General features: G+C 66.0%; 13 protein-coding genes and 1 pseudogene. 6 read left to right on the forward strand and 8 right to left on the reverse strand.

Annotation, left to right across the window (positions count from 1 at the left end; genetic code table 11):
- The first annotated feature begins 89 nt into the window (after positions 1 to 89).
- The 5 genes from tsaE to trxA are packed head-to-tail and all read left to right on the forward strand — an operon-like array spanning position 90 to position 8,845.
- Positions 90 to 1,490, forward strand: a complete 1,401-nt coding sequence (tsaE, locus tag ACFOM8_RS14285; RefSeq protein ID WP_377762447.1) for a tRNA (adenosine(37)-N6)-threonylcarbamoyltransferase complex ATPase subunit type 1 TsaE — start codon at positions 90 to 92, stop codon at positions 1,488 to 1,490.
- Positions 1,478 to 2,146, forward strand: coding sequence for a nucleotidyltransferase family protein (locus ACFOM8_RS14290; RefSeq protein ID WP_377762449.1), 669 nt, complete (start codon positions 1,478 to 1,480; stop codon positions 2,144 to 2,146). Before tsaE ends, ACFOM8_RS14290 begins: the two co-directional genes overlap by 13 nt.
- A complete protein-coding gene (gene addB, locus ACFOM8_RS14295) occupies positions 2,139 to 5,102 on the forward strand; it encodes a double-strand break repair protein AddB (RefSeq protein ID WP_377762451.1) in 2,964 nt (987 codons plus the stop codon). The genes ACFOM8_RS14290 and addB overlap by 8 nt, the downstream gene beginning before the upstream one ends.
- The gene (gene addA / locus ACFOM8_RS14300; RefSeq protein ID WP_377762453.1) at positions 5,095 to 8,466 is read left to right on the forward strand and encodes a double-strand break repair helicase AddA; all 3,372 of its coding nucleotides are present in this window, start codon (positions 5,095 to 5,097) and stop codon (positions 8,464 to 8,466) included. Before addB ends, addA begins: the two co-directional genes overlap by 8 nt.
- Positions 8,467 to 8,524: 58 nt before the next feature.
- Complete coding sequence (gene trxA / locus ACFOM8_RS14305) at positions 8,525 to 8,845, forward strand: thioredoxin (RefSeq protein ID WP_377762455.1); 321 nt, start codon at positions 8,525 to 8,527, stop codon at positions 8,843 to 8,845.
- A gap of 347 nt (positions 8,846 to 9,192) precedes the next feature.
- Here the strand turns inward: trxA and ACFOM8_RS14310 are convergent.
- From ACFOM8_RS14310 to ACFOM8_RS14325, 4 genes and pseudogenes are all read right to left on the reverse strand, one after another.
- Positions 9,193 to 9,339 (reverse strand): annotated as a pseudogene (locus ACFOM8_RS14310) (IS630 family transposase); the annotation flags it as partial.
- A gap of 709 nt (positions 9,340 to 10,048) precedes the next feature.
- Entirely contained in the window at positions 10,049 to 10,339 is a 291-nt protein-coding gene (locus ACFOM8_RS14315; RefSeq protein WP_377762457.1) for a BrnA antitoxin family protein, read from the reverse strand.
- Positions 10,336 to 10,584, reverse strand: coding sequence for a BrnT family toxin (locus ACFOM8_RS14320; protein WP_377762459.1), 249 nt, complete (start codon positions 10,582 to 10,584; stop codon positions 10,336 to 10,338). Before ACFOM8_RS14320 ends, ACFOM8_RS14315 begins: the two co-directional genes overlap by 4 nt.
- A gap of 148 nt (positions 10,585 to 10,732) precedes the next feature.
- Entirely contained in the window at positions 10,733 to 11,083 is a 351-nt protein-coding gene (locus tag ACFOM8_RS14325; RefSeq protein ID WP_449301496.1) for a zincin-like metallopeptidase domain-containing protein, read from the reverse strand.
- A gap of 43 nt (positions 11,084 to 11,126) precedes the next feature.
- Here ACFOM8_RS14325 and ACFOM8_RS14330 point away from each other — a divergent pair, with 43 nt between their 5' ends.
- Positions 11,127 to 11,297, forward strand: coding sequence for a hypothetical protein (locus ACFOM8_RS14330; protein WP_377762461.1), 171 nt, complete (start codon positions 11,127 to 11,129; stop codon positions 11,295 to 11,297).
- On the opposite strand, the gene ACFOM8_RS14335 is transcribed toward ACFOM8_RS14330, so the two are convergent.
- From ACFOM8_RS14335 to ACFOM8_RS14350, 4 genes are all read right to left on the reverse strand, one after another.
- Positions 11,276 to 14,218, reverse strand: coding sequence for an FAD-binding and (Fe-S)-binding domain-containing protein (locus tag ACFOM8_RS14335; RefSeq protein ID WP_377762463.1), 2,943 nt, complete (start codon positions 14,216 to 14,218; stop codon positions 11,276 to 11,278). The genes ACFOM8_RS14330 and ACFOM8_RS14335 overlap by 22 nt on opposite strands.
- 246 nt (positions 14,219 to 14,464) lie before the next feature.
- Positions 14,465 to 15,151 (reverse strand): GntR family transcriptional regulator, encoded by a 687-nt coding sequence (locus ACFOM8_RS14340; RefSeq protein ID WP_377762465.1) that lies wholly within the window; start codon positions 15,149 to 15,151, stop codon positions 14,465 to 14,467.
- 138 nt (positions 15,152 to 15,289) lie between these two features.
- Positions 15,290 to 16,078, reverse strand: coding sequence for a GntR family transcriptional regulator (locus ACFOM8_RS14345; RefSeq protein ID WP_377762467.1), 789 nt, complete (start codon positions 16,076 to 16,078; stop codon positions 15,290 to 15,292).
- Positions 16,075 to 16,500, reverse strand: a complete 426-nt coding sequence (locus ACFOM8_RS14350) for a GlcG/HbpS family heme-binding protein (protein WP_377762469.1) — start codon at positions 16,498 to 16,500, stop codon at positions 16,075 to 16,077. The genes ACFOM8_RS14345 and ACFOM8_RS14350 overlap by 4 nt, the downstream gene beginning before the upstream one ends.
- Positions 16,501 to 16,627: the final 127 nt, after the last annotated feature.

Raw genomic sequence — 16,627 nt, forward strand, 5'->3', positions numbered from 1 at the left:
CGGGGCAGTCTAGCGACTTTGGCGCCACAACGCACGGGGCCCGTTCACGGATGGTTCCCCCGGCGCCCCGAAGCCGCTAGAAACGCCCCATGACCACGCGCCTGACCGCCGACGAAACCCTGACCGCCGCCCTGGCGCGGATGCTGGCCGCCACCCTGCGGCCCGGCGACACGATCCTGCTGGACGGGCCGGTCGGCGCGGGCAAGACCCATTTCGCCCGCGCCTTTGTCCGCGCCCGCCAGGGCGATGCGGCCGAGGACGTGCCCAGCCCCACCTTTACCCTGGTTCAGACCTATCGCGACCCACAGGGCACCGAGATCTGGCACGCCGACCTTTACCGCCTGACCGATCCGTCCGAACTGGCCGAACTGGGGCTGGACGAGGCGCTGACCGACGCCGTCTGCCTGATCGAATGGCCCGACCGGCTTGATCGGCTGCCGGACGGCGCCATCACGGTTTCCATCGCCGCCCAGGCGGACCCCGACCTGCGCGAGATCACCCTGATCGCGCCGGACGCCGACCGCATCGCCGCCCGTGCGGCTTTCGTGGCGGGGGCGGGCTGGGGAGATGCGCGGGTGCTGCCCCTGGCGGGAGACGCCTCGGCCCGGCGGTTCTTCCGGTTGACCGGCGCGCGGGGCAGCGCGGTGCTGATGGACGACCCCTCGGGGGCCTGCGGGCCGTTCGCGGCGATGACGGACTGGCTGCGGGGCCACGGCTTCGGCGCGCCCGCGATCCTGGCAAGCGACCCGACGGCGGGGCTGCTGCTGGTCGAGGATCTGGGCGACGATCTGGTCGCTCGCGTGCTGGAACGCGACCCCGGCATGGCGCCCGCGGTCTATGACCGGATCACGGATTTCCTGGTCGATCTGCACCGCCGTCCGGTTCCCGGCTTTGTGGCGGCCCTGGACGGGCCCGCGCTTGCCGAACAGGTCGGGCTGTTCGCGGACTGGTATCCGCAGGCGGCCGGCGGGGCGGGAGGCGACGACATCGCCCCGCTGATCGCGGCGCTTCATGCCGATCTGGCCGCCGATGTGCCGCCGGTCCTGGCCTTGCGCGACTTCCACGCCGAGAACCTCCTTTGGCGGGGCGACGCGCCCCTGGGCCTTGTCGACTATCAGGACGCGGTGGCCTGCCATCCGGCCTATGACCTGGCGTCCGCCTTGCAGGACGCGCGCCGCGCGGTGGATCCCGGCATCGAAGCCGCCTGCGTCGGCCGCTATCTGGCGGCGACCGGGCTGGATCCCGACCGCTTCCGCGCCGCCTATGCGCTGCTGGGGGCGCAGCGGAACCTGCGGATCCTGGGAATCTTCACCCGGCTGTGCCTCCGCGACGGCAAGGCGCGGTACCTGGACTTCATGCCTCGGGTCTGGGGATACGTGCGGCGCAACCTGGCCCATCCGGCGCTTGCCCCGCTGGCGCAGGCGGTGGCCGCCCTGCCCGCCCCCGACGCCGCCGTCATCGAAAGGATCCGCGCCAGATGCGCCCGCTGATGATCTTTGCCGCAGGCCTGGGCACGCGGATGCGGCCCCTGACGGACACACGCCCCAAGCCGCTGATCCCGGTCGGTGACCGGACGCTGCTGGACCGGGCGATCGCCCTGGGGCGAAAGGCCGGCGCGGCGCCGATCGTGGTCAACACGCATTACCTGGGCGGCCAGATCGCCGCGCATCTGGCGGGGCGGGACATCGCCATCAGCGACGAGCCCGGCACGATCCTGGACACGGGCGGCGGCTTGCGCCAGGCCCTGCCGCTGCTGGGCCAAGGTCCGGTGATGACGCTGAACCCCGACGTGGTCTGGACCGGGCCGAACCCGCTGGCCGCGCTCAACGCCGCCTGGCGCGAGGACATGGACGCGTTGCTGATGCTGGTGCCGCTGGACCGGGCCTCTGGACGGCAGGGGGCGGGGGATTTCTCGCTGGACGCCGCAGGCCGGATCAGCCGCCGGGGCGATTTCGTTTACGGCGGCGCGCAGATCATCCGGCCCGACCGGCTGGCCGAGATTCCCGACCGGGTGTTTTCGCTCAACCGCCTGTGGGATCTGCTGATCGCCGAGGGGCGCGCCCACGGCATCGCCCATTCCGGCGGCTGGTGCGACGTAGGCTACCCGCAGGCGATCCCCCTGGCGGAAAGGATGCTGCATGGCTGATCCCGTGTTCCGAGGTCTTTACGCCTTGCCGCCCGGCGTCGATTTCGCCCATGAGTTCGTGGCGGGCTTTCTGGACCGCATGGAAGGCCAGCCGCCCGAGGCGATGGCCCGCGTCACCATCTACGCCAACGCCTCGCGCACCCTGGCCGAGATGAAATGCGCCTTCGATCTGCGCGGCCCGCTGCTGCTGCCGCGCCTTTTGCCGGTCACGAACCTGGACACGCCCGCCATGCTGGGCCAGCCGACCGCCGCGCCCCTGGCCCGGCGGCTGCAACTGGCCCGGCTGGTGGCAAGGCTGCTGGACGCGCGGCGCGACCTGGCGGCGGGCCATTCCATCGCCTTTCTGGCGCGGTCCCTGGCCACCCTGATGCACGAGATGCAGACCGAGGGGCTGACGCCCGCCGCGCTGGAAGGCATCGACACCGGCGATCACGCCCGCCACTGGCAGAACGCCCTGGCCTTTCTGCGGATCGCGGCGGCCTTTCACCTGGACGGTCCGCCGGTGGACCGCCCCGCGCGCCAGCGCCTGGCCGCGGAAACCCTGGTGCGGGATTGGGCGCGGGGGGTCAACCTGCCGCCGGGGCCGGTGATCGTCGCGGGATCGACCGGATCGCATGGCGCGACCCGGCTGTTCATGGAGGCCGTGGCCGCCCTGCCCGAAGGCGCGGTGGTTCTGCCCGGCTTCGACTTCGATCAACCCCTGCCGGTCTGGGAAAGTCTGGAGCATGGGGCCGAGGATCATCCCCAATCGCGCTTTGCGCCGCTGATCCGCGCCGGGGGCCGGCCGGCCCGCTGGACCGACACGCCCCCGCCCGTGCCCGACCGCAACCGGCTGCTGTCCCTGGCCCTGCGGCCCGCGCCCGTCACCGATCAGTGGATCGCCGAAGGCCCGCGTTTGCCCGACCTGATCGCGCCGACCCAGGGGCTGACCCTGATCGAGGCCGACCAGCCCGGCCAGGAGGCCGAGGTGATCGCCCTGCTGTTGCGCGACGCCGCCGAACGCGAGGCCCGCGCCACGCTGATCGCGGCGGACGGCAACCTGATCCGGCGCGTGAACGCCGCGCTGGACCGCTGGCACCTGCGGCCCGACGAAGGCGCGGGCCAGCCCTTGTCGCTGACCGCCCACGGCCTGTTCCTGCGCCAGATCGCCGCGCTGTTCGGCCAGGCGCTGACCATCGACCGCCTGCTGATCCTGCTCAAGCATCCGCTGACGGTCACGGGATCGGCGCTGCTGCACCTCAACGACGCGCGCAGGCTGGCCCGCGACCTGGAACTGCACCTGCGCCGCAACGGCCCGGCCTTTCCCGACGGCATGTGTTTGCGCGATTGGGCCACGCGCGGCGACGGGGCCCGCCAGATCTGGGCCGAATGGCTGGCCGACCTGCTGGACCGGATCACGCCCCTGGCGCGCGACCGCGCGCCGCGTCCGCTGCCCGACCGGCTGCACGATCTTCTCGCCCTGGCCGAACTGTGGGCGGCGGGGCCCGGCGGCAGCGCCGGGGACTCGAAGCTGTGGCAGGACAAGGCGGGCACGCTGCTGCGCGCCACAGTGGACCACCTGGCCGAACACGCGGCCGAGGGGCCGAGCCTCGGCCCGACGGAATTCTGTTCGCTGCTGCTGGACGAGTTGCGCCAGCATTCCGTGCGGATCGAGGGCGGCGCCCATCACCTGATCCACATCCGCGGCCCGCGCGAGGCCCGCATCGTGGGCGAGGGCACGGTGATCCTGTCGGGCCTGAACGAGGGCGGCTGGCCGCAGCCCCTGACGCCCGATCCCTGGCTGTCGCGGCAGATGCGGGCGCAAGCGGGCCTGCCCCTGCCGGAAACCCTGATCGGTCTGGCGGCCCACGACTTCCAGCAGGTCATGGGGCTGGAACAGGTGGTCCTGACCCGCGCCCGCCGCGATGCCGAGGCCGAGACGATCCCGTCGCGCTGGCTGAACCGGCTGACCAACCTGATGACCGGCCTGCCCGAAAGGAACGGTCCCCAGGCCCTGGCCGCGATGCGCGCGCGCGGCAATGCCTGGCTGGCCCGCGCCGCCGCCCTGTCGCGGCCCCCGGTGACGGTCGGGCCCGCCGTTCGTCCTTCGCCCGTCCCGCCCGCGCCGCCGTTCCGGGAACTGCCGGTCACGGATGTCTCGTTGCTGATCCGCGACCCTTACGCGGTTTATGCCAAGCGCGTGCTGGGCCTGCGCCCGCTGCCCTCGCTGCGGCCGGAACCCGATGCGTCCCTGCGCGGCCAGACGCTGCACGCCATTGTCGAGGCGCTGGTCGCGTCGAAACCCGCGCCCGACACGCCCCCCGCGGAGCTGAAGGCGCGGTTCCTGCGGCTGACGGCCGAGATCCTGCTGCGCGACGTGCCCTGGCCCGCCACCCGCGCCTTCTGGGCCGCGCGGATGGAACGCATCGCCGACCGGATCGTCGCGGACGAGCTGGCCCGGCTGGCGCAGGGCCGCCCGGTGGTGGTGGAAAAGCGCGGCCGCGTGGCGCTGCCGGGGATGGATTTCGTGCTGACCGCCCGCCCCGACCGGATCGACCTGCTGCATGACGGGTCCGTGATGATCTATGACTACAAGTCCGGCAAGCCGCCGACCGACAAGCAGATCGCCACCTTCGACAAGCAGCTGATCCTGGAGGCCGCGATGGTCCGGCGCGGCGGTTTCGACGCGCTCGGCCCGGCGGATGTCGCGGGCATCAGCTATATCCAGCTGGGCGGCGAGGGCGAAACCCATCCACGCACCTATTCCCCGCAGCTCGAATCCGAGAACTGGGAAGGCTTCGTGCGGCTGGTCGCGGCCTATCTGTCGGGCGAGATCGGATTCACGGCGATGCGCGCGCCCGAACAGACCGGCTATGCGGGCGATTACGATCATCTGGCGCGATACGGCGAATGGTCGCCTGCCGATGCGCCGCGCCCGGAACGGGTGGGGGTTGAAAAAAGGAATGGGCATGGATGAAGCCAGCCTCAACCAGATCGCGGCGGCCGATCCGGCCCGGTCCACCTGGCTGACGGCCAATGCCGGATCGGGCAAGACCCGCGTGTTGACCGACCGCGTGGCGCGGCTGCTGCTGGCCGGGACCGCGCCCGAACGCATCCTGTGCCTGACCTATACCAAGGCCGCCGCGACCGAGATGCAGAACCGCCTGCTCAAGCGCCTCGGCCAATGGGCCATGCTGCCCGAACCCGATCTGCGGCGCGAACTGGCCGAACTGGGCGAAGGGGGCGACCCGGATCTGGCCCAGGCCCGCCGTCTGTTCGCCCGCGCCATCGAAACGCCGGGCGGGCTGAAGGTCCAGACCATCCACAGCTTCTGCGCGGCCCTGCTGCGGCGCTTTCCGCTGGAAGCGGGGGTGCCCATGGGCTTCATGGAGCTGGACGACCGGTCCGCCCGCGCCCTGCGCGCCCAGATCGTCGAGGACATGGCCGCCGAAGACGCGCCCGCGATCCGCGACCTGACGGCGCTGGTGTCGGGCGACAACCTGGACGCCTTTCTGGCGGGCCTGTCGGAAGCGGATTACCCCCGCGAACCCGATCCCGCGCCGATCTGGCGGTCCATGGGCCTGCCGCCGGGCCTGGACGAGCCCGCGCTGCTGGCCCGGGTCTTTCACGGCGGCGAAGGCGACCTGTTCGCGGCCCTGGTGCCGATCCTGCTGGCCAGCGGCCCCAAGGACTGCAAGCTGGCCGAGCAGCTTTCGGGGGGAAACTGGCGCGACCCCGGCCTGCCCGAGCTGCATCTTCTGTGCAAGTGCCTGCTGTTCGGGGCGACGGCCCGGGTGCCCTTCGGCCCCAAGATCGGCGACATCCCCACCAAGGCGCTCCGCGAGGGCCGCTGCGCGCCCTTCATGGCCGACCTTGAGGCCCTGATGAGCCGCGTGGCCGATGCCCGCCCGCTGTGCATGGGCCTGGCGCTGGCGCGGAAGACGCTGGCGCTGCACCGCTTCGGTCACGAATTCACCCGCAGGCTGGCCATCCAGAAGGCCACCCATGGCTGGCTGGATTTCGACGACCTGATCCGCCGCACCGCCGGACTGCTGGAGGAATCCTCCATGGCGCAATGGGTCCTGTGGCGGCTGGACGGCGGCATCGACCATATCCTGGTCGATGAGGCGCAGGACACCAGCCCCGACCAATGGCGGGTGATCCGGCGGCTGACCGACGAATTCACCAGCGGCGCGGGCGCCCATGACCGGCCCCGCACGCTGTTCGTGGTGGGCGATCCCAAGCAGTCGATCTATTCCTTTCAGGGCGCCGACATCGCCGTCTTCGAGGCGATGCGCGACCGCTTCCGCCAGGACTTCGAGGCCGCGCGCCAGCCCATGCAGCAGCGCGGCCTGGCCCATTCGTTCCGGTCCTCGCCCGCGATCCTGTCGCTGGTCGACACGGTGTTTTCGGGCGACGCGGCCCATGGCCTGGGCGATCCGCCCCGCCATATCGCCTTTCGCGCCGCCATGCCGGGCCGCGTGGACATCTGGCCGCCCCTGCCCGAACCGGAAAGGCCCGAGAACGGCGACTGGACCCGGCCCGTGGACGCGCCGGCGGAAAACGCCGCCGACACGCAGCTGGCCCGCGCCGTGGTGCGGCAGGTGCGCCAGATCATCGGCACGCCGATCCGCGACGGCAAGACCGGCGGGGTCCGCGCCATCGGACCAGGCGACATCCAGATCCTGGTCCAGCGGCGGGCCGGGCTGTTCGACGACCTGATCCGCGAACTGAAGGCCGCGGGCCTGCCCGTGGCCGGGGCCGACCGGCTGAAGCTGGCCGCCGAACTGGCGGTGCGCGACATCATCGCGACCCTGGCGGTGGTCTCGACGCCCGAGGACGACCTGTGCCTGGCCGCCGTTCTGAAATCGCCGCTGTTCGGCCTGTCCGAGGACGACCTGTATCGCCTGGCTGCCGGGCGCGGGCGGCAGTTCCTGTGGGAACGGCTGCGCGAATCGCCTTGTCGCGGGGCCTTCGAGGTTCTCTACGACCTGATGGACCAGGCCGACTACCTGCGGCCCTATGACCTGATCTCGCGCCTGCTGGTCCGCCATGGCGGACGCGCCGCGCTTTTGTCCCGCCTGGGCCCCGAGGCCGAGGACGGCATCGACGAGCTGCTGTCCCAGGCCTTGGCCTATGACACGGTGGAAACGCCCTCGCTGACGGGTTTCCTGGTCTGGCTGGGCAGCGACGACGTGCAGATCAAGCGGCAGCTGCCGGGCGGCGCGGGCGGCCTGATCCGGGTGATGACCGTGCACGGCTCGAAGGGGCTGGAAAGCCCCGTGGTGATCCTGCCCGAAACGAAGAAGCGCAAACCCGGACGCGGCCAGCCCCTGATCCGGCTGGGCGAGATGCCCGCCTGGCGCGGCCTTGCCGCCGAGCGTCCCGATCCCGTGGCCCTGGCCGTGGCCGACCACGAGCAGCGGCAGGAGGAGGAACGCCGCCGCCTGCTGTATGTCGCCATGACCCGGGCCGAAAGCTGGCTGATCGTGGCCGCCGCGGGCGACACGGGCGCGGGGCTGGAATCCTGGCATTCCATGATCGCGGTGGGCGCCGTGCGGTGCGGCCTGGAACGCACCCATGTCGAGATCGACGGCATCGGCACGGCGGAACGGCTGTTCTTCGGCGCCTGGCCCGACGAGGCGGTGGCGCCGGACCCGACCTTCGCCCCCCCGGCCCGCGCGCCCGAATGGGCCCATCGCCGTGCCCCCGCGCCGCCGCCCCGGATTCTGGCCGTCGCCGCCACCGCGCTTGGCGGCGCCAAGGTCATCGGCGAGGGGACCGGGGACGCCGATCCCGCTGCGGCCATGCTGCGCGGCACGCGGCTGCACCTGCTGCTGGAACATCTGCCCCACCAGCCTGCGGCCGACTGGCCCCGCGTCGCGCGCGGCCTGCTGGCCGGGGCCGAGGGCGGCTTGCCCGGGGCCGACGAACTGGCCGACCTGCTGGCCGAGGCCGCCGCCGTGATCAACGCCCCCGACCTGGCCGCCGTGATGACGCCCGACCCCTCGGCCCAGGTTCTGACCGAGGTGGCGCTGACCGCCCCCTTGCCGGGCCTTGGCCCGGTTCATGGCGCCATCGACCGGCTGATCATCACGGAGGCGCGGATCCTGGCCGTGGACTACAAGTCGAACGCGGTCGTTCCCGAGCGCCCCGAGGACACGCCCGAGGGGATCCTGCGGCAGATGGCCGCCTATCGGGCGGCGCTGCGGATGATCTGGCCCGCCCGCGCGGTCGAGGTCCGCATCCTGTGGACCGCCACGCGCAGCCTGATGCCGATCCCCGATCCGATCCTTGACCGCGTCATGGCCGCCCTTGACCCAAGGGCCCTGGCTTCATAGCTGTTGAAACGAAGCCTTGCCGCATCCCGCCGGCATGTCCCTTGCAAGGAGCGATAGAATGGCCACCCATCCCGTCACCGACAGCCAGTTCGACACCGAGGTCCGCCAGTCCGACACCCCCGTGATCGTGGATTTCTGGGCCGAATGGTGCGGCCCCTGCAAGCAGATCGGCCCCGCGCTGGAGGAGCTGTCGGAAGAATACGCCGGCAAGGTCAAGATCGTGAAGGTCAACATCGACGAGAACCAGGAACAGGCCGCGGCCCTGGGCGTGCGCGGCATCCCTGCGCTGTTCATGTTCAAGGGCGGCGAAGTCGTGTCGAACCGCATGGGCGCCGCCCCCAAGGCCGCGCTGAAGAACTGGATCGAGGAATCGATCTGATCCGTCCCGCGTGACGGTCAAGGGCGGCGGCCTCGGCTTGGGCGAAGGCCGCCGCCCGCGATACCCGATGCGGATGCCGCCGGACCGGACGGGCCTTGAAGATCCGGCCTTTCGGGGTGGCCATGGCGACCGGCTCGTGGTCTGGAAGGACCGGCACTGGCGCAAGCGGCCTTGCAGCGGGATCGGCATGTGATCGCCCCGCAAGGGATCGGGCCCCGGCAGCACGCGATGGCTCAGCCTGCCCGCTAAATCGCGCGCGGCCCGTCAAATCGACCGACCGGGGATCGAAGCGCGCCCGGGCGACCGGCCAGGACCAGCGTTCCCCGTGACGCGCTAGTCACCCGAATCTAAAGTTCGCCACATAGGTTCTGCTGTGTTCGCTGGCAGAAGCGTTTGACCGACGCGAGGATTTCGTCGGCGGATTTGACCCATCGGTAGGGCTTGGGGTTCTCGTTGTGCGTGTCGATGAAGGCGATGATGTCAGCCTCCAGGTCGGCGGTGGCGCACCCCCGCATCCCGTGCGGGGGCCAGACGGCACAGGAGGGACTTTCTTGCCGCGCGAGGAATGCCGGACGCGCGCGGACGGCAGGGGAAGAAAGTCACGACGCCGCCGTTGCGCCCTAAGCCCGCGAGGCGCAACCGGTCTTCGGTCAGATCAGGCCATGCACGAGGCCACGCGGTGCGGTGGAAACAATCCATTGCCGGATAAGATGGCTGCCCTGGGCACACGCAAGAACGCACGAGGAGAGATCATCTGCGGTCTTGTTACCCCGTCTTGGCCAAGGCCCGCTGCGCATCCGCCTCCCCGACCCAGCCGCCTCGGGCCGCGACCGGCCCTTTGTGTCCTGGCAATGTACGAGCAATTGCGCCTTGTTCAGGCTGACGAGCCACCGCAATCACCAGGCCCCGACCGTGATCGAGCCGGGTGTCGCAAGACAGATCACCAAGGCTCATGACGAAACGCTGAGGAAAATTCGCGCCAAAGATGGGACCCGCATCTCCCGCCGCCCAGGTTCATGACCGATGGACGGACCAGGGTGTCGGATCATGGCCTGTGCAGTACCGTCGTGCAGGCGCCGAAGGACTAACCAAACCTGTGATCCGCCGCCGTGAAGAGATGGCCGTTGGCAAGCAGCCGCCACAGGAAAGGTCGTGAACGGCTTGCGAGCTGTCTTTGGCGGCAGGGGTGACCTTGCCTCTCCGTCACAGCCCTGCGGCGTCACGCAAGGCACGGTTCATGCGGGTCTGCCAGCCCGGCCCACTGGCCTTGAAGCGGGCCACCACGTCCTGATCCAGGCGCAGGGACACGGCCACCTTTGGTGTGTCCGCCCTGGGCCGCCCACCGGCATTCTGGCGGAGAGCCTCGGCCAGTGCTGGGAATGCCTCGGAAAAGGGCCGGGACTGGGCGAGTTGCGCGTCGGTGGCTTCCGGCGCATCGGGATCGCTAGCGATCATGCGCTGGATCTGATCTTCGGTCAGGTGCTTGGACGTCATAGCAGGCTCCTTTCCCTTTCGCTGGCTGGCCGCATGGAGATCACCGATACGCCTTCGGTGCCCAAGGTCGCGAACACCACGGCGACGTTGCCGTCTGCCAGCCGGCCGATGGCCATGTACCGATCGTCCTTGGCCGGAACCACGAGCGAGGCCAGAAAGAACGCCTCGTCGAGATCGGCGAAGTCCAACCCATGCTTGGCAAGATTGGTACGCCGCTTCGGCTCATCCCAGACGATCATCAGCATGGGTTTCTGTATATACGAAAACCGTCGCAACAATCAAGCATCTCGGATGTCGCCCGGCTTGGGACACGGCAGCAGTGGTTTGATAGGGATTGCTGCCTGACAAGGGTCCGAAGCAAGACTGCCCGCCCCGATCCTCGTGCGCGGTGAGTCACAGCCGCCAGGTGCGGGCGAGCATCGCCGCACGGACGATAGCGCGGTTGTCCTCGCGCAGCACCGCGAGCCAGGAACCGATGTAGTCGGCATGGCGCACAGTCGGCACGATATCGAGCGCCGCGCAGCAGAAGACCGCCGCCATTTCGGCCACAAGCTCCTCGAAGGCATAGGCGCGCGAGCCGAACGCCCCCCACAAGTCGCGGCCCAGCCGGAACGGGTGGCCGGTCGCGTGGCCCATCTCGTGGAGCGCCGTCCGGTGCCAGTTGATCGGCTCGTGATAGGCATGCGGCGGCGGCACCTGCACATGGTCGAGGGCTGACGCGTAATAGGCCTCGTCAGGCCGAATTCCTCCCTTGGCAACCTGACGCCCCTCGAAGCGCGCCGGACGCTTGCGCTACCTGATGGCTCCACGCCCGGCGCGCTTGCCACAAACGATCGGCTTGGCTACCAATCTCAACCCGTTCAATGCCAATCAAACCTTTTGCTCGGTCATACCATTCTCCAGTGCAGCTTTGGAAGCTTTTTCCAAAGCAACACATCAGCCCTTCTGCAAGGCTTGATCCAGAACAAGCGCGACATGGATGGCGTCCCGACCAGTTCCGTCGTGAATCTGGTGCCGGCAACTGGTTCCATCAGCGACGATCAGGTCTCCTGCAGCCGCCTTCCGCACCGCAGGCAGCAGCGACAACTCGGCCATCTTCTTAGATACCTCGATATTCTCGGTCGCATAGCCGAAGGCGCCAGACATGCCGCAGCAAGAGCTTTCAATCACATTCACCTCAAGTCCCGGAACACTGCGAAGAACGGTTTCAACCGATCCCATAACGGCAAAAGCCTTCTGGTGGCAGTGGCCGTGAAGATGCGCAATCCGGCCGCCCTGATCGGCCAGTGGAAGTTGTATTTGCCCGGTCCGGAGGTCGGCTGCCAGGACCTCCTCGAAGAGAAGAGCCTTGCCCTGGATGAATGCTGTTTCAGTGGCGGGCAGCAGCGCCGTCATCTCGTCGCGGAAGCCCATGATGCAAGATGGCTCTAGCCCGATTACACGCGCACCGCGCTCTACAAAGGGCCGCAAGGCATCGAGCGACCGCTTGGCCTCGGACCGCGCGGCATCGGTCTGACCCGCGGCAAGATAAGTCCGGCCGCAGCACATGGGCCTGCTGCCGCCCAGTGAAGGCTGAACCCGGTGCAGGCGATATCCCGCGGCGACCAGAACGCGCTTCGCTGCCTCCAGGTTCTCGGGTTCGAAATAGCGGTTGAATGTATCTCCGAACAGGATCAGGTCGCGTCCGTCCCCGACAACGTCTTCGCGTCGGGCAATGCGATCTGTTTCCTTCCAGGGACGCCGCCATTTCGGCAGACTGCGCTGCGCCGAGAAACCTATCATCCTTTCGGAAAGCCTCGCCACCAAGGGGATGCGGTCACGCAGGTTCAGCAAGGGCGCGATCCAGCTGGCGTAGCGTGCGTATCGAGGAAGATGGGCAATCAGCTTTTCGCGTAGCGGTAGCCCATGTTTGCCGAAGTAGTGGTGCAGGAACTCGATCTTCATGCGCGCCATGTCGACGCCTGTCGGGCAATCGCGCTTGCAGCCCTTGCAGGACACGCACAAGTCCAGGGTGGCCTTCATCTCGGGCGAGGTGAAGGCGTCCGGTCCCAGCTGCCCTGAGATAGCCAACCGCAAGGAGTTCGCCCTGCCCCGTGTCAGGTGCTGTTCGTCAAGCGTTGCACGGTAGGATGGGCACATGGTGCCGCCAGCCAGCTTTCGACAGGTTCCGTTGTTGTTGCACATCTCGACTGCGGAGCCGAAGCCGCCCCAGTCGGACCAATCAAGCGCAGTCTGTCGCGGCTCTGTCACAGCATAGCCGGGCTTGAAGCGCATCAGGCTGCGATCGTCCATCTTCAATGGCCTGACGATCTTGTTGGGATTCAGTTTGTTCTGGGGATCGAACTCATCCTTGACGGCTTCAAAGGCGCGGGTCAGCTTTGCGCCGAACAACGGCTCGACAAATTCCGAACGCGAGATGCCGTCGCCGTGCTCTCCGGAAAAAGAGTCTTTATACTTCTGAACAAGATCGGCAGTTTCCTCGGCAATGGCACGCATCTTGCGCACCCCGTCTTCCTCTTTCATGTTCAGGATCGGACGAACGTGCAGGCAGCCCACCGAGGCATGGGCGTACCAGGTACCCACGGTGCCGTGCCGTGAAAAGACATCGGTCACGGCATCAGTATAATCGGCCAGATGTTCCAGGGGCACAGCGCAGTCCTCGATGAAGGAGATCGGCTTGCCGTCACCCTTCATCGACATCATGATGTTCAGGCAGGCTTCGCGAACCTCCCAGACAGGCTTCTGACGCGCAGGCTCGATCACCTCGACCACCGCATCCGGGAAGCCATAGTCCGACATGCATTGGTCAAGCCGCTTCAGATCGTGTTTCAACGCTTCAAGATCGTCACCCGCGAACTCCACCAAAAGCAGGCAATTCGGCGTACCCCTGGTGATGTCCCCAAGTGTCTTCACGAACAAGGGAATATCGGCGCCCAGAACCAGCACGTTGTTGTCGACCAGTTCGACGGCAACCGGATCAAGGTCGACGATATGCTGTGTCGTCTCCATGGCCTGGCGGAAGTTTGGAAAATGGCAGACACCCATTACCCGATGCTTGGACAAGGTTGACAGCTTCAACGTAACGCCCGTTGTCAGGGCTAGCGTGCCTTCGGAGCCGACCAGCAGATGCGAGTAGTTTGGCTGCTCGGGAAGAAGTTCGTCCAGATTATAGCCACCGACACGGCGCTGAACCTTTGGAAAGATAGTCTCGATGTCGGTCCTGTGCAGTTGGGCAAGCGCAGTGAGCCTTTCCATGATGCCACGCGTCCGTGGAGAAAGGTCGTTTGACAGTGGCCCCATGCCTAGCGAAAACTGCTCGCCGTCATGGAACATTCCGTCCATGGCGAGGACGTTGTCGACGGTCTTTCCGAAGCGCAGCGAGCGCGCGCCGGACGAGTTGTTGCCGCACATGCCACCGATGGTACAGCGCGAGGCGGTCGAGGGCTCGACCGGGAAGAACAAGCCGTCCTTGCGCAAAAAGTCATTGAGGGTGTTGAGCACCGTACCGGGGCGGACACGCACCGATCGTGCCGCAGGGTCGTAGTCCGTCACACCATTGAAGTAACGCGACATGTCCAGAATCAAACCGTTTCCGATGGGCTGGCCATTCTGGGATGTACCACCGCCCCGTGCGATAACCGGCACGTCATGGGCAGCAGCAACCGTCAGGGCGGCCTGGATATCGGCCTCATGCTTCGGAAAGACCACGCCCTTGGGCATGATCTGGTAGATCGAGGCATCGGTGGCATAGCGCCCGCGCGTGAAGTTGTCGAAGCGGACCTCGCCCTCCATTTGCTTGCGCAGCGCTGTCTCTAGGGCTTGGCTGCGGGCAACGCTGCGAGCAGCCGGGGGGGTAAGTTGCGTGTTGGGTGCGTTCATTTGCCTACACTTCCATGCTGCCAGGCGCGCCAAGGAGAGCGCGGTGATCATTGTGAAGATTCAAGCGGATGGCAGGCGATAGATCGCATAATCTCTCGCAAGAGAGATGCAACCAAGCAAGCAAGGTCGGACAGCTCCTGCAAGCCCTGCCCCGAACGAATCTAGAGTACGAACAGCAAGAGTATAGTTAAACAGAAAATGAATTCAATTTTTATCTTTTCGTGTGTTAGATATCGAATTGTGGATTCACACGTCAGTTCTGATCCCACGCAGAACAGCTTCTTGGGTCTGACGGAGGTGTGCGAAAAGGAGCGCGGCAATGCCGTTGGCATCGCGCCTGCGCAGGGCATCCAGGATCAATTCATGCTCATGTACTGCTGTCCGCCACCGCTCGCCATCCTCATCCTGATTGGCCGCATAGCGCACCCGGCGCAGTCGGGCCTGTAGGGTTCGGGCCATGGTCGACAAAGCATCATTGCGGGCATTCAGAAAGATGCTCTCGTGAATCTTCTGGTTACAAAAGAAGTATCCGGATCGGTCCTTCCGCAGATACCGCGCATACATCTCGTGATGGAGTGCTTCGATTTCTCCAAACTCCTCATCGGAGATTTTTTCACAGGCCAGACGACCCGCAAGTGCTTCAAGCCCCCCCATGAGATCGAACAGTTCCTTGATCTCATGAACGCTCAGGGCTTTCATGCGTGCTCCGCGGTTTGGCAGAAGCTCTACCAATCCTTCTGATGCGAGAACCTTTAGAGCCTCTCGCATGGGGGTGCGCGAAACTCCGAACAACATGCAAAGCTCCCGCTCAGGAATGCGCCCACCATCGGCAATATCGCTTTCCACCAGATAGTTTCTGAGACGCTCCAGGATTTCGAGATGAAGAGTTCCGCCTCGTTCTGCCGCCCGAGCTTCAAGGTTAAGATCGCTCATCCAGGTACCCCCATCGTACAACTAAAAGATAGCTGTGGATGGGCTATGATGCAAAGGCTGTGCCATAAAGAGAGTTCAATTTGCTGTACTAGGCAAATTAAATTGAATTCAAATTTTCTATGGCCTTGCCTGCGCCTGTTACCCTGCTGGCCGAAAATCTGCCTTCCTGCCGAGGTGGTGACTGACTGTCTTGAGCTTGTTTTCAAGGTGCCGGCGAAGGGTAGCAGCAAGTCGTTCGCCGTTTCTTGCCAGCAGATGTTTGATGATCTCTTCATGCTCATCCACGGCCTGCGCCCAGCGTGCAGGTGTCATGTTGGCGACATAGCGAGCACGCTGTACCCTGGCGGACAAAGATCGATAATGGGTCGTAAGCGTCTGGTTCCTGGCTGCAGCGAGCAGCGCCTCATGTATCTTCTGGTTGGCCGTGAAGTAGCTGTCGAGGTCCAGATCACGATAGTGGCCCAGCATCTGTTGATGCAGAGCCTGTATTTCCGCGATTTCTTGATCAGTGATATTCCGACAGGCGAGCTCGCCAGCCAAAGCTTCCAGAGCGCCCATGACAGGGAAAACCTCATCAAGGTCTTCCTGTGTGATCTGGCTAACACGGGCTCCCCGATTTGGTTCAAGGACAACCAAGCCTTCGCTAGCCAGAACCTTCAATGCTTCACGCAAGGGTGTGCGAGAGACGGAATATGCGTCGCACAGGTCTTTCTCCGGGATCTTCACACCGGGCGGCAAGGTACCATGGATGATCAAATCCCGCAGTGTCTGAGTCAGTTCTTCATGAAGTGACTTTCGCCGCAGGTCTTTTGTTGGTTCTGTGAGGTAATTCATTCCAGACACACAGCCTTTAGGTTCGACAGCCAATCCAGACCGGAAATCTATATCCAAACCCATAATGTTGCCACCACGTTCTGCTCGCTTCATCCGGGATCAGCAACCAGCCCAAGCTTTTCAATCGCGTGGATCGCACAGGCTTCATCATTATCCGAACTATCACCCGTGATGCCTATGGCACCGATAATGACATCCTCTTTCTTGATCAGGACACCTCCGGGCACTGGGACAAGACTGCCCCCTGCAATGGAGTTCATGGCCTGAATGAAGTAGGGTTGTTCCTGCGCCCTCTGGAAAAGGGCACGGGAGCCCAACCCCATCCCAATGGCTCCTCTGGCTTTGCCTTGCGCAATGTCAGGGCGCAGCAGGCTGGTCCCATCCTGGCGCAGCAGCACTTTCAACTGTCCGGAAGCGTCCAGGACCGCAACCGTCAGAGGCTTGAGCTTGAGCTCGTGTGCTCGCGAAAGGCACTGGCCTGCAAGATCTTGAGCAAGTTCCAGAGTAAGCGTCATTTGTGTTCAACCTTGGCTATCAAATGAGGAGGTTTATCGCTGATCGAATATTCAGATATCGACCTGGACAGCCTTTCCCTGCTGTTTGGCCAGTTCGACCACGGCGTTTGCGACTGCCAGATCCTGC

Source organism: Paracoccus angustae, assembly GCF_042648745.1.
Classification (GTDB): Bacteria; Pseudomonadota; Alphaproteobacteria; order Rhodobacterales; family Rhodobacteraceae; genus Paracoccus; species Paracoccus angustae.